This is a genomic window from Paenibacillus chibensis (assembly GCF_004001045.1).
GTDB lineage: Bacteria > Bacillota > Bacilli > Paenibacillales > Paenibacillaceae > Paenibacillus_AQ > Paenibacillus_AQ chibensis.
Genome location: NZ_BIMK01000001.1, coordinates 93003 through 105836 on the forward strand (window position 1 = coordinate 93003; position 12834 = coordinate 105836).

Below are 12834 nucleotides of genomic sequence, written 5' to 3' on the forward strand. Positions count from 1 at the left end.
ATTCGGACATCGCATACGCGTCTCCCTCACTTTCCGTGTTTAATCCGGTCCGCTTCCTCGGCGCGCTTGGCCGGATTCCATTTATCCATATCCCCCACCAAATAGCCCGTAATGCGGCGGATCCGCTCCACTTGTCCATCCGGACTGCCGCAAACCGGGCAGTCACCATCGATGATTCCGGTGTGCCCGCAGGATCGGCAGCGGTCCACCGGATGATTGATCGAGCCGTAACCGATCTGATGCTCCGCCATACAGCGGACAATCCGGTCCAAGGCGGCTGTATTATGTATGACAGCCCCATCCAGCTCGACATAAATGATGTGCCCTGCGTTGCACAGCTCATGATACGGAGCTTCCAAGGCGATTTTTTGAACGACCGTAATGGGGTAATAGACCGGAATATGGAATGAATTGGTGTAATAGTCTCTATCGGTCACGCCCGATATCGTGCCATAATCGCGCCGGTCCTTTTTCACGAATTTGCCGGACAACCCCTCCGCCGGTGTGGCAATCAGGGAAAAATTCAATCCGGTTGCCTCCGTTTCACAGTCCATCCGGCGCCGCATCGCGCCGATGATGGTAAGTCCCTGCCGCTGAAGCTCCGGATCCTGTCCATGATGCTGTCCGTAGAGAGCAGTCAAGGCTTCCGCCAGACCGATAAACCCGACGCTCAGCGTCCCCTGCCGCAGCACGGATTCCAACCCATCCTGGGGAGCGAGCCTTTCCCCTCCCCGCCATACCCCTTGGGAATACAGAAACCGGAAGCTTCCGGACGATTTTGCGCACTGGTATTCATATCGTTCCAGCAGCTGCCTGACCGCCAGATCCATCGCCCATTCGAGCCGGGCTTCAAAATCCGCAGGAGACGAGGACATCAGGGCCAGCCGGACCAGATTAATGGTGGTGAAAGAGAGATTCCCTCGTCCGACCGCATTCTCTTCCCCGTTCACGTTGCCCATGACCCGGGTTCGGCAGCCCATATAGCACGCCTCGCTTTCGCGCGTTCCCTGATCGTACATCTTGTTGAAACGGGAATCCAGGAAGGCGAAATTCGGAAACATTCTTTGCGCGGTGGTCTCCAGAGCCAGCCGGTACAAATCATAATTCGGGTCCTCGGGCCGGAAATTCACGCCCGTTTTCACCTTAAAGATCTGAATGGGGAAGATCGGCGTTTCTCCATGCCCGAGTCCTCGCTGCGTAGCCAGAAGCAGCTGTTTGACGAGCATGCGGCCGCATGGGGTGGTGTCCGTACCGTAATTGATCGAAATAAAAGGGACCTGTCCCCCGCCGCGCGAATGCATCGAATTCGCATTATGGATGAAGGCTTCGCATGCCTGAAAGACGTCCCTTTCCGTCATGCTCCAGGCCTTTTGTTGACGGTCATAGTGCTCGGCCAGAGGCAGCTCCTCCAGCATGCGCAGCTTATTTTCATAGGTTTTCTGCACATAGGGCGCCAAATCCGCATCAAACATCGGAAACGCTTGTCCGCCATGCTGCTGGTTCTGATTTGCCTGTAAAATAATAGACGCAAGCGCAAGCGCGCTCTTGATATCCTTAGGCTCCCGCATGTGGCCATGCCCCGTGTTGAAGCCTCCCCGCAGCAGCTTGCCTAGCGGAATCTGACAGCAGGTCGTCGTTCCGGCCGCGTAAAAATCGAGATCATGGGGATATATAATATTTCCGTTTACAGCTTCTCTGATTTCCGGAGACAACAAATGCCGGATGGCGTATAATCTGGCGCTCTCGCTGCCGATCTTCCCCATTAGACCCATCGGGGACCTTCCGTCCACGTTGGCGTTTTCCTGCAGCAAATCCATGTTGCCGGCGTGAATCATCTCATGAATGGATTGCCATAACGGCTCCGGACCTACGTTGAATGGGCTCATTAACGTTCCTCCTTCACTGTGATCATGCTTGGTTTGATTTTCGCCAAGCACTATATATAGTATATATTTCCGATTATCATCACTATATATATTGTCACAGCCAAAAAAAAGAATGAGCAGCAATTCAGTTTGGACTGCTCAGACATGCTTGGTCATGACTGAAATGAACAGGGGACCCGGCATAAAACCAAGCTGATAGCACAAGGATTCATGCGGATGCCCGTGCATGACTCTGATCCGCAGCAGCGGCTGCCCCTGTCTTCTTAACATCGTCAGCGCTTTTTGCACCATCCGGGTCGCCAGGCCCTGACCACGGTATGCCTTCATGACGGTTAGCTGCTGAATCGACGGACAGCCGGACTGCATGCCGATGACACAGACCCCGATTAATGCGCGCGTCGACGTATCATACAGCAGACTCGAGGCCTGCGTCGTCTCCTCTGTCATGCAGGCACTATCTTGCCTGAGCTTGGACAGCACGCCTGCAAAAGTAGCCTCCTCCTGCTTACTTCCCTCTTCAAAACACGCATGCTTGAACAAAAACAACCCGATCTCCCGTTCAAGCACAAGCCTGCGTTCTCCGCCTTCCATACGGGCTTCCACAGCGTGACTTGCTGTGCTGCCCATCGATTGGAGGTCATATTCTTCCGTTGGCCGCTGCATCCAGCGATGCCGGTGGGGAGCGGGATAGAAGCCGGCTCGCATATAGGCCTCCTCCTGATCCGCGAAGACTTCATAGGCCCGGATTCCAAGCGATCCCCTTCCTCTTGACGTCTGCCGGATCGCCTCGACCACAGCTAGGATAAACCGGGGATCAACCGGATGGGGTGGGATCGTGAACAAATCCCGGATTTCACTGCCGGAAAGAGCTGCGCCGCCGATCACTCTGCCGTTTCTTTTCAGCCAGTAAGGCATGACGCCTGCAGGCAGAACTGAAGCGATGTCCCGCGGCAACACGATCCCCGCAGCCATCGGCTTGGCGTAAATGTGCAGGTAGCACTCCCACTCTTCCGGTGCAGCTTCACAAATGCATATGGATTCGGTCGGCTCCCCGTGCGGGCTTGCTTCAAGCCCATCCTTTCTGTTCATGCCGGACCTCCTTCTGTTCAATTGGTAGGTTTTCTTATAGTTTACGGTCCGGCTATCCGTTTTCATGCCAGTTAAGCTCCGGAGAAATTCTCCGGAGCTTAACTGGTTTCCTATAGCCTTATTTGAGGGCTTCCCTCTCCATGATGCTTGATAAATACTGCAGTACAGGCCCGCGCAGCTCCTCGCGCTGCAGGCTCATTTCGAGCACGGCATGAACATAGCCGATCTTGTCGCCGATATCGAACCGTTGCCCTTCAAGCTCCAGGGCGCATATCCCTTCGGTTGAGCATAACCGGCGCAGAGCATCGGTTAATTGATATTCCCCGCCGGCTCCTTTTTCGATTTTTTCGAGCTCGGGAAATATGGAGGGGTTCAAAATATAACGCCCCATAACCGCAATATCGCTGGGCGCGTCAGCCGGATCGGGCTTTTCGATGAGGTCCGTCACCCGGTAGATCCGATCCCCGTATTTGTCATAGGTAATAATGCCGTATTTTCCCGTTTCGCTGCGGGGAACCGGTTTGACGCCGACGATCTGCTTTTCGTATTTCTCATAAGCATGCATCATCTGCTTGAGCGCAGGCGGATCCGACAGCATGATGTTATCTCCCAGCAGAACCGCGAACGGCTCGTCGTCAATGAACTGCCGGGCGCATAAGATCGCGTGTCCCAGACCCAGCGGTTCTTTTTGCCGGATATAATGGATATTCACCATCTCGCTGATACTTGCGACTTCATCCAGCAGCTCCCATTTCCCTTTTTCCTGCAGCATCTGCTCGAGCTCCAATGACCGGTCAAAATGATCCTCGATCGATTTTTTATTGCGTCCGGTGACGATAATGATGCTTTCGATGCCGGCTTCCACCGCTTCCTCAACGATATATTGAATCGCCGGTTTATCGACGATCGGGAGCATTTCCTTCGGTTGTGCCTTCGTTGCCGGAAGAAATCTCGTGCCGAGGCCGGCGGCGGGTATGACCGCTTTTCTGATTTTCATGTGATGCTCATCTCCTTAACGCTGGCTGATCCTCCGATTTTTTCGTATATACCGAGCTGACGATATACAGGGGCCGCTGCTTGACTTCATCATAAATTCGCCCCAAATACTCGCCAATCACGCCAAGGAACATCAGAATACAGCCGCTGAATATGATTTGAAGAGCAATGAGCGATGACCATCCCGGTACCGTGACGCGGGTAAACCATTTTTCGATCAACACGACCAGCAAATATACAAACCCGGCTGCAGAGATCAAGACGCCTGCTATTCCTGCTGCTTTCAACGGCTTGGAGGAGAAGGATGTCATGCCGTCCATGGACAGCTTCAGCATTTTTTTAAGCGGATACTTGGACTCGCCTGCAAACCGTTCATCCCTGACGTATTCCACGGCCGTCTGCCGGAAGCCAACCCAGCTGACCAGACCGCGTACATAGCGGTTCTTTTCGGGAAGACGCTTCATTTCATCGCATACTTTCCGGTCCAAGAGCCGGAAATCACCGGTATCCAGAGGGATGTCAATCTCGGTCATCCGCTTCAATATTCGGTAAAAGGCGCTTGCCGTTTGCCGCTTGAACCAGGTTTCACCTTTACGCTCCGAGCGCTTTGCATAGACGACATCATAGCCTTCCCTCCATTTGGCGATCATGTCGAGCATCAGCTCGGGGGGATCCTGAAGATCAGCGTCGATGACGATAACTGCGTCGCCCCGGGCATAGTCCATGCCCGCCGTGATGGCAACCTGATGACCGAAATTACGGGAAAACTGGATGAGCGTAACACTCGGATCCTTTTCGCCCATGGCGACAATAAGCTCGGCCGTCTGATCGCGGCTGCCGTCGTTGACGAACAGCAGTTCATAGCTCTCGCCGGTTTGATCCATGACGCTTTTCAAACGCCAATAGGTTTCACGTATAACCTCCTCTTCGTTATAGACAGGAATAACGACGGAATATCGGACGTTTTGTATTTGATCCACGAGGTTCACTCTTCTCCCGCTCCCGATTGGATTTCATAAAGCGTCGTACCGCCATCCATACCGCCCCGGAACGATCCTCCGCCGGAGCTTCCGCTGCCGCTGCTGTCACCATTCGTTTGGCCGCTGTCTGAGCCACCGCCCCATTCCGAAGCCGGCACCTCTGTCGCATTGGCTTTAATCCATGCGGTTACGTCCGAGCTGCTTTCCCGTCCCATGCCGCCTTGGCCTTGGCCGGATAACAGAAAATATTTGATCTTCCCATCCTGTACCAGCTTCTTCACGCCATCAACGGTTAAGATCGGATCTGAGCCTGAATATCCCCCCATCGCCATGACGGCATTTCCGGTCCGGATGATATAGGGAGCTGCTGATTGCGCGCTGCTAACGGCAAAAAGGTATTTCTCGCCGGTATTGTGCTCGGTGAGGTATTCCAGTAACGCTTCGTTCACGGTGCCGGTCATGCGTCCCCCGCCTTTGGACTCCCCGGGGCCTGCGGCCGGCAGCTGGCTGGATTGTCCATATATAATCGGCGTTGCGGACCAGTAACCCGGGGCAAGGAGCAGTAAAATCAAACCCGCTGCAGCCAGGGCTAGCGTTCGGCGCTCCGCCTTTCGGTAGATCACCAGGAGTGCAGCCGATCCGATACCGACAACCAACGTCACGATCAACAGGAGCGGTCCAATCTGATCGGTATAAGCTTGTAAAATAAAAGCTTCAAATGCGGTTGTACCTAAGATGGCTGCAGGCAGCAGCCAGCTCCTCCAACCTTCCCTGCTCCGGTAATCCTTCCACATGGAGCTCCACCCTGCACCCGTCAGCGCTGCGATTGGCGGACCCATCATGACCAGATAATACTGATGAAAAAATCCGGCGATGCTGAAAAATCCCATGACCGGGATTAACCAAGCCAACCAGAACAATGTTTCCTTCTGCCCATCCGTCATTTCTTGCCGCCAGCGCCACCCGGCGAGAAGGGCAATGCTGCCCATCAGGACAAACGGCAGCAGCCAGCTTGCCTGGCCGGACAATTCCTGTTGGAACAGCCGCAGCGGCCCGGCCGAACCGGTGTTGAACATCCCTCCGCCTGCTCCGCCTCGTCCATTCATGCCCGGCGGCATGCCACCTCCGGGCCCGCCGGAGAATCCTCGGCCGGAACTGCCTGGCCCATCACCATTCAAATTACCCGGTGCTGTACCCCCGGGACCGTTGGTGCTGCTCTGAACCGTGTTCGATCCGCTCCGCTGGGTTTGTTCGTCGGGACTAAATCCCTTTCCCCCATCACCCGGATTCATGCCCCCGCCGGTTCCGCGATTGCCGGTCAGCCTCGAAACTCCGTTATAACCGAACGCAAGCTCCAATACGGAATTGGTCTGGCTGCTGCCGATATACGGGCGTTCAGACGCCGGGACGGAATCCACGATCACCGCCCATGACACGGAAACAAGCGCCAGGGTAACGGTCGCTCCGGCAAGCGTGATCCACTTTTTCTTCCAACCGGTTCGAAAGCTCAGCAAATAAAGCAGATAAAATGCCGGAACGACCATATAAGCCTGCAGCATTTTAATATTGAAGCCTACGCCGACCATGGCAAAGGCTCCGAGAATCCATCCGGATTTCTTTTGCCGGATTCCCCGAAACAGCATCCAGATGCCGAGTAAAAGCGTAAACACAAGCAGGCTGTCCACATTGTTGGTTCTGGCAACGGCCACAGCCACCGGCATGCAAGCCATCGCAAGGCTGGCCAATCTCGCGGCCCAAATACCGAATGTCGGTTTTATCAAGACGTAGATCATCAGCGTTGATCCGATATAGGCGAGCGCCTGCGGCAGGATCACGCTCCAGCCGCGAAAGCCGAATAACATTGCGCTCAGCGTCTGCAGCCAAAAAGCCACAGGCGGTTTGTCCACCGTTACATAGCCGCCTGGATCAAACGAGGCATAAAAGAAATTATGAAAGCTCTGAAGCATGCTTTTTACTGCCGACGTATAGTAGGCATTCACAAACTGGTCGTCCCATATTCCGTAAACGCTGAAAAATACGGCAAGCAAAACTGCGATAACAAGCATGACATCGATCCGGTGTCTGGATTTTGTGGTGCCCATGGGTTTCCTCCTGTCTCCATTACTTGATATGGATTCCTTATGGAGGTAATTATGAAATTCCAAACTTAAGCCAACCTTAAACGGTTCCGAAAACCGGTTCCTTAGGTTCTCTAGGCCTCTGAGATACTTTTTTTACTGGTGAATAGGATCAAATGGATGTATTATGAAACTTAGTTTCATCTAATAAAACGTTTGTCGAATAAAACAATTAGGAGGTGGCCTTAATGAAAGCCATCGTGGTTGAAGAGCTGGGCTCTGCTCAGAACATGAAATACAAAGAGATTGATATGCCCGTCATCTCTCCGAAGCAGGTTCTGATTCGCGTACATACCACCAGCGTTAATTATGCGGATATTAAATCCCGTTACGGAAAAAAAGGAGCGGAGAAGCTTCCGTTTGTGCCGGGGCTCGAAGCGTCGGGAATCGTGGAGGAGATTGGCGATGAGGTCACGGCTTTCCGCAGAGGCGACCGCGTCCTGGCCTTCCCGCCTCACGGCTCCTACGCCGAATATATCGCTGCCGATGAAAACCTCACCTTTGCCGTTCCGGATCGGGTTGACCTCGAGACAGCGGGAGCATGCGGCATCGTATCCTTCCTGTCCTGCAAGCTTCTTGGGGAGGTAGCCCGAATGCAGCCCGGTGAAAGCGTCCTGGTTCATGCTGCAGCGGGAGGCGTCGGAACGACGGCGATTCAAGTTGCCAAAGCCCTCGGTGCGGGTCTTGTGATCGGCACGGTCGGCAGCGAAAGCAAAGTAAAGGCAGCTCTTGAGGCCGGTGCGGATCACGTGCTCTGCTTCGAACGCGGAAAGCCGTTAGCAGAACAGGTGCGACATTGGACTAAGGGCCGCGGCGCAGACATCGTTCTGGATTCCGTGGGGGGCGAGCTGACACAAGCGGGCATGGACGCGCTGGCACCGTACGGCCGCCTCGTGGTATTCGGCAATTCCAGCGGCGAATACGGCCGCATCGATACCGGAAATCTGCATGCCAGCTGCCGCTCCGTGCTTGGCTACAGTCTTGGAACAACGCGTAAAGAGCGCCCCGACTCTCTGCGGAGCACCGCGGCACTCGTTTTCCGCCTGATGGAAACGGGCAAGCTTCAGGTACATATCGGCAAACGGTTTCCGCTGTACGAAGCGCCTATGGCTCATGAATGGGTGGAAAGCCGAAAAAGCACAGGTAAAGTGATCTTGTTTCTATAAATCTCCTGCCATGATCGGTATGGTTCTCATAGATTGCAAAAGGGATGCTCCTCTCTGTCCGCATGTGCGGACCTTAGGAACATCCCTTCTTCCATGAATTATGCTTCATCTACGCAGGACGCATTTTGGCTTCGCTCGATCAGCCAGCAGTCCCGGTAGGCGCCTTCATGCCATTCATGCTGCGGAAGCAGCTTTTTCTTCACGAATCCGCATTTCTCGTACACCCGGATCGCCCGGTGGTTCCATTCTTGCGGATCCATGACGATCCGGTCTGCGTTCAAGCTATCGAGCAAATAGGACGCCATCGATTGAATCAGCCGCGTTCCGATGCCCCGGTTCCAGAAGCCGGGTTCACCAATGAACTGGTCCATGCCGAAGATTCGCTCCGATTTCGCGTACCCGTACAGCTCCCGCTCCGCTTCATCGATCTCGTAGTACTGGATGTAGCCGATCGGCTCATCCCGATACATCACGATGCTTCGGATCGATTCGCTGTCCTCCCGGTAAAAATGCTCGTACACCCGCTCCAGATCATGCGGCCGGTCGCGCCCTTCATAATATTGAAGGACCTCCGGATCGCTCAGCCACTTTGCAAGCAGCACGGCATCGTCCGCCTCCATGGACCTGACCTCAAGATCATCCTGTTTGAATCGGATCATTCCTGACCCTCTATGTATGCTCGAATCTGTCCCATATGATGCCGGTCATGCTCATAAAAATCAATCAAGTACTCGTCTACAGACATGACGCCGCCATGCTTGATGCCAAATTCGGCTTCCGGAATTCCCTGCAGCACATTCAGCAGTTCGCGGCGCGTTTCCACCGTCTGCCGGATCAGGTCCGCTTTGCTTTGGGTCAGTCCGTACACGGCAGCGTCTCTGTTGAACTCGTCGAAATCCAGATTCTTCAGCGTCAGCGGCTGATGCGCGGCCATTGGACGCACCGCATGTTCAAGGAAATAATTGTCCCACAGCATCATGTGGCTAATTATGTCGCGCGGCGACCATTTGCCTTCGGCAATAGATCCGCTCCACTGCTCCTCCGGCAGATGCTCCAGCTCCTCTGCGAATGCAACCAGCTCAGCGAAGGCTTCCAACTTCTCCTGCTTCGAAACCATGGGTATCTCTCCTTTGCATGTTCCCAGAATGGGGTTGTACTTTCCTTCCTGATCATACCATCTCCACGAGCCCTATACAAGAACATTTGTTCGATCACAAGTCTTGTTTGTTCAACAGGTCCTGAAGACTCCGATATGCCTCATGCGTGCCCATGTCATAGCTGTTGCCCTCCGCAAAGAAGGCCTTCAAATCCTTTTTTCGCGACAACCATTCCGGGAAATATCCGGGCGCATCGGAAGGATGCCCTTCCAGCAGATACGACTTGAACAAAGGCAGCGTCTCTCTCCGATAAATATATACTGCAAAAGCGCCGATATCCGTTTTGGGCTGTTCCGGCTTTTCTTCAAAGGATAACACTCGCTGCTGCCCATCGAGCTCAACCACGCCCATTCTCCCCAGCTCCTCCGCATCCTCCAGATGCTGCACCAGAATGCAGTCGGTTTGCTGCTGCTTAAAAAACTCCACGTACGAGTTCAAATCAAACGTAAATACGTTATCCCCGGCGCAGATAAGCAAATCCTCGTCGATCCCTTCGCTTTCGATCGCAAACCGGATATCGCCAATCGCCCCAAGCCGGTCATCTTGCGTCATGGAGCCGTCTTGGATGATTGTTACAGGCTTTCGGAACGAACGGGACGCAGCCCACTTCTCAAACGCCGCATAAAACTTCGAATTCGTAACAATGATCATTTCCGCGATGGAGGGTACCTCCTCCATTTTCCCGATAATCAAGTCGATGATCGTGACATCGCCCATGGGGAGCAGGGATTTCGGCGTGTTCAAGGTCAGCGGATACAGCCTTGTTGCATAACCCGCAGCCAGAATGAGTGCTTTCATAGGGTCCTCCTGTCAATCATTCTTCTGCTCCCTAGTATAGCTTGAATTACAGCAGCAGGCTTCTTTTTTTGAATAACATCATTCCTGCTGCGAAGCCGGCCAATCCTGCACCCAGCAATATCCCGCAGGTCGGCCCCCAGTTCACAGTGCCTTTGACGATGCCAGCCGGATTGAATAGCGAAAATAACGAAATATGCTGCATCCACGAGAGCTTCTCGCTGATCTTGCCTACGAGATTCAGACTGAACAATCCGAAAACGACGATCCCGGAAATGCCCAGCGCCCTTTTCTCGTCGTTCGAGACGGCCGAAATGAAAAAGCTGATGCCGCATACCGCGAAGAAAAGCAACAAAGCCCCCACATTCAGCAGCAAAAAGTTGCTCGAGTTAAAATCGTTCAAATCCCCGATAAACCAGGCGTACCCTCCGTAACCGGCCAGCGTTGTTACCGCCGTAATGATCAGCAGCCCGGTCAGCAGCACGATAGCCTGTGTTAAAGCGACCTTGACCCGGGTTGTCGGCGCGGACAGCAGATAAGCCATGGCTCCTTGATCCACAAGACGCGCCATGAGCTGGGTGGAGGTCATCACGCTGAAGATGGAAAGAATAAGCACGAACAAAAGGCCGTAATATTCGCCGGAGATGAAGGCGTCAACGCTTCCGAATCCGTTCTCAAGGCCAAACGCCCGGCTGAGTCCCGGAGGCATCGATTCCAGCAGCGCGTTCAGATTCTCCGACTGCGTTGCCATGCTTGGATAAATCCAAAACATGAGCAGGATATAAAAGGCCGATCCAAATGCATAGCTCGCCATCGTCTGCAGATGGCTTTTCATCATTTGTGCGTATAACGGCATATTCATGTCATTCCCTTCCTCCCCGGTCGTAATAATCCATAAAAATATCTTCCAGGTTCTGCGAAAAAACATCGATGCTGCGGATGCGGTATTTGGCCGTCTCTTGGGCAAAACGGTTATAATCCCCCTGAACCGCGACACGCACCTGCTTATCTTTATAAGAATCGATCTTCAGGCCGCTAGCGAGAAAAGCATCCCGGTCTGCTTCATGCTCGAAGGTGACCTCAAACAGCTTCCGCTGAACCGCCTGCAGTTCGTGAATGTTTTTGACGGCAATGATTTTTCCGTCCTTGATGATGGCCGCCCGGTCGCAAGTGCGTTCGATTTCCGGGAAGCTGTGCGATGACATGAGGAAGGTGGTCCCCTTCGCCTTTTCCTCCAGAACCAGCTCGATAAACACCTTCTGCATCAGCGGGTCGAGTCCGGATGTCGGTTCATCCAAAATGACCACTTCCGGCTCATGCATCAATGCGGCAACGATGCCGACCTTTTGCTTCATGCCCTTGGACATTTTGCGGATGGGCGTGCGGTCATCGAACTGCAGTCTTTCCACAAGCTCGGCCCGCCGCTGCTCGTTGACGCCACCTCGCAAGGTGGCCATAAAATCCAGAAAGCTTTTCCCCGTCATTCCCTCCATAAAAGCTATCTCTCCCGGCAGATATCCGATCAGCTTCTGAAAACGTCCCTGATCCTTCCAGGTGTCGTATCCCTTGATCTGAACGAAGCCCTTCTCCGGTTTCATGAAGCCCATGATGTGGCGGATCGTCGTGGACTTGCCGGCGCCGTTGGGTCCGAGAAATCCGAACACCTCGCCCTGCTCCACCGTAAAAGAGACATCGTAAATCCCCTTACCGCCTGGAAAAACCTTCGTGACATGCGAAACAGTAAGCATGGTCTGCGCCTCCCAATCGGGAACATAATTATGAAATAATTAAAACCAAATATTTCACAACCAGATCATACGCCGCCGTCTCGAACCCGTCAATATAGTTATGAAATATTATTATGATATAATTTCATTATTAGACGGCTAAGGCCGGGAGATGGAGCAGACATGGAGCATGAACGGATTTGAACGCAGGGCACACGAGATCAAGAACAGAATTAAGGAGACTACGCTTCAATTGCTGTCCTCCTCCAGCGTAAAGCAGATTCGCATCGCGGATATCGCAGGGGAAGCCGGCGTTTCCCAGGTGACTATATATAACTATTTCGGCAGCAAGGAAGCTTTAATCCGTGAGGTTTTCCGGGATTACATCGAGAAGAGCATGGAGGAATTTGAAGCTTTGGTCGGAGGAAGCGGGACGCTGAAGGAAAAGATCGAGTATATCATTTTACAAAAAAAGAAAACCTCGCACATCTTTCACCCGTCCGTGATTGCCGAGCTGATGCAGGAGGACTCCGAAATCCGGAATTTCGTGCAGCAAAATTACGAGGAGCGCAGCGTGCCGATGGTGGTTGAGCTCATTACCACGAGCAAAGCCAAAGGCGAAATTTCGGAGCATATATCCGTCGAAACCGTGATGCTGTATTTGAATATGCTGAACGAGTCCTCTTATCGGATGATGGAATCCTTACAATTCAACGATAACCGGGATAAGCTCATCGAGGAAATGGTCCAGGTATTTTTTTATGGCATATGTGGTCCGGACTGCCAAAAGTGATTAACTTATTGTTAAATCTATGTTAATTTAGTATTTTCATTGTGTAAAAAAACTTATATAGTAATGGATGGTACTAATTTAGGAAATAATTAACAAGGCATTGGGAA

Annotated in this window: 12 protein-coding genes; 2 read left to right on the forward strand and 10 right to left on the reverse strand. The window is 53.0% G+C overall.

Annotated features, from left to right (window positions below; all coding sequences use genetic code 11):
* Positions 1-26 precede the first annotated feature (26 nt).
* The 5 genes from PCH05_RS00505 to PCH05_RS00525 form a co-directional block, all read right to left on the reverse strand.
* Positions 27-1886, reverse strand: a complete 1860-nt coding sequence (locus PCH05_RS00505; protein ID WP_127599560.1) for an anaerobic ribonucleoside triphosphate reductase — start codon at positions 1884-1886, stop codon at positions 27-29.
* A gap of 138 nt (positions 1887-2024) precedes the next feature.
* Entirely contained in the window at positions 2025-2975 is a 951-nt protein-coding gene (locus tag PCH05_RS00510; RefSeq protein ID WP_164766489.1) for a GNAT family N-acetyltransferase, read from the reverse strand.
* Positions 2976-3093: 118 nt separating this feature from the next.
* Positions 3094-3972, reverse strand: a complete 879-nt coding sequence (gene galU / locus PCH05_RS00515; protein ID WP_127599564.1) for a UTP--glucose-1-phosphate uridylyltransferase GalU — start codon at positions 3970-3972, stop codon at positions 3094-3096.
* Between the two features lie 7 nt (positions 3973-3979).
* Positions 3980-4942 carry a glycosyltransferase family 2 protein gene (locus PCH05_RS00520; protein ID WP_127599952.1) on the reverse strand — a complete coding sequence of 321 codons (963 nt, stop codon included), beginning with the start codon at positions 4940-4942 and terminating at the stop codon, positions 3980-3982.
* A 14-nt stretch (positions 4943-4956) separates the two neighbouring features.
* The gene (locus tag PCH05_RS00525) at positions 4957-7053 is read right to left on the reverse strand and encodes a glycosyltransferase family 39 protein (protein WP_127599566.1); all 2097 of its coding nucleotides are present in this window, start codon (positions 7051-7053) and stop codon (positions 4957-4959) included.
* A 224-nt stretch (positions 7054-7277) separates the two neighbouring features.
* Between PCH05_RS00525 and PCH05_RS00530 the strand changes: the two genes are divergently transcribed.
* Entirely contained in the window at positions 7278-8255 is a 978-nt protein-coding gene (locus tag PCH05_RS00530; RefSeq protein WP_127599568.1) for a quinone oxidoreductase family protein, read from the forward strand.
* A 98-nt stretch (positions 8256-8353) separates the two neighbouring features.
* Here PCH05_RS00530 and PCH05_RS00535 read toward each other — a convergent pair whose 3' ends face one another.
* From PCH05_RS00535 to PCH05_RS00555, 5 genes are all read right to left on the reverse strand, one after another.
* Positions 8354-8914, reverse strand: coding sequence for a GNAT family N-acetyltransferase (locus PCH05_RS00535; protein WP_127599570.1), 561 nt, complete (start codon positions 8912-8914; stop codon positions 8354-8356).
* Positions 8911-9372, reverse strand: a complete 462-nt coding sequence (locus PCH05_RS00540; RefSeq protein ID WP_127599572.1) for a DinB family protein — start codon at positions 9370-9372, stop codon at positions 8911-8913. The genes PCH05_RS00535 and PCH05_RS00540 overlap by 4 nt, the downstream gene beginning before the upstream one ends.
* Before the next feature lie 94 nt (positions 9373-9466).
* Complete coding sequence (locus PCH05_RS00545) at positions 9467-10210, reverse strand: nucleotidyltransferase family protein (protein WP_127599575.1); 744 nt, start codon at positions 10208-10210, stop codon at positions 9467-9469.
* Between the two features lie 46 nt (positions 10211-10256).
* On the reverse strand, positions 10257-11069 hold the full coding sequence (locus tag PCH05_RS00550; protein ID WP_127599577.1) for an ABC transporter permease subunit: 813 nt from the start codon (positions 11067-11069) through the stop codon (positions 10257-10259).
* Position 11070: 1 nt separating this feature from the next.
* The gene (locus PCH05_RS00555; RefSeq protein ID WP_127599578.1) at positions 11071-11955 is read right to left on the reverse strand and encodes an ABC transporter ATP-binding protein; all 885 of its coding nucleotides are present in this window, start codon (positions 11953-11955) and stop codon (positions 11071-11073) included.
* 151 nt (positions 11956-12106) lie between these two features.
* Here PCH05_RS00555 and PCH05_RS00560 point away from each other — a divergent pair, with 151 nt between their 5' ends.
* A complete protein-coding gene (locus tag PCH05_RS00560; RefSeq protein WP_246049304.1) occupies positions 12107-12727 on the forward strand; it encodes a TetR/AcrR family transcriptional regulator in 621 nt (206 codons plus the stop codon).
* Positions 12728-12834 lie beyond the last annotated feature (107 nt).

What these genes read in the sequence shown, in the direction of transcription:
- PCH05_RS00505 (WP_127599560.1), bottom strand. Translation starts at nt 1,886, where the DNA reads ATGAGCCCATTCAACGTAGGTCCGGAGCCGTTATGGCAATCCATTCAT.
- PCH05_RS00510 (WP_164766489.1), bottom strand. Translation starts at nt 2,975, where the DNA reads ATGAACAGAAAGGATGGGCTTGAAGCAAGCCCGCACGGGGAGCCGACC.
- galU (WP_127599564.1), bottom strand. Translation starts at nt 3,972, where the DNA reads ATGAAAATCAGAAAAGCGGTCATACCCGCCGCCGGCCTCGGCACGAGA.
- PCH05_RS00525 (WP_127599566.1), bottom strand. Translation starts at nt 7,053, where the DNA reads ATGGGCACCACAAAATCCAGACACCGGATCGATGTCATGCTTGTTATC.
- PCH05_RS00530 (WP_127599568.1), top strand. Translation starts at nt 7,278, where the DNA reads ATGAAAGCCATCGTGGTTGAAGAGCTGGGCTCTGCTCAGAACATGAAA.
- PCH05_RS00535 (WP_127599570.1), bottom strand. Translation starts at nt 8,914, where the DNA reads ATGATCCGATTCAAACAGGATGATCTTGAGGTCAGGTCCATGGAGGCG.
- PCH05_RS00540 (WP_127599572.1), bottom strand. Translation starts at nt 9,372, where the DNA reads ATGGTTTCGAAGCAGGAGAAGTTGGAAGCCTTCGCTGAGCTGGTTGCA.
- PCH05_RS00545 (WP_127599575.1), bottom strand. Translation starts at nt 10,210, where the DNA reads ATGAAAGCACTCATTCTGGCTGCGGGTTATGCAACAAGGCTGTATCCG.
- PCH05_RS00550 (WP_127599577.1), bottom strand. Translation starts at nt 11,069, where the DNA reads ATGAATATGCCGTTATACGCACAAATGATGAAAAGCCATCTGCAGACG.
- PCH05_RS00555 (WP_127599578.1), bottom strand. Translation starts at nt 11,955, where the DNA reads ATGCTTACTGTTTCGCATGTCACGAAGGTTTTTCCAGGCGGTAAGGGG.
- PCH05_RS00560 (WP_246049304.1), top strand. Translation starts at nt 12,107, where the DNA reads ATGGAGCAGACATGGAGCATGAACGGATTTGAACGCAGGGCACACGAG.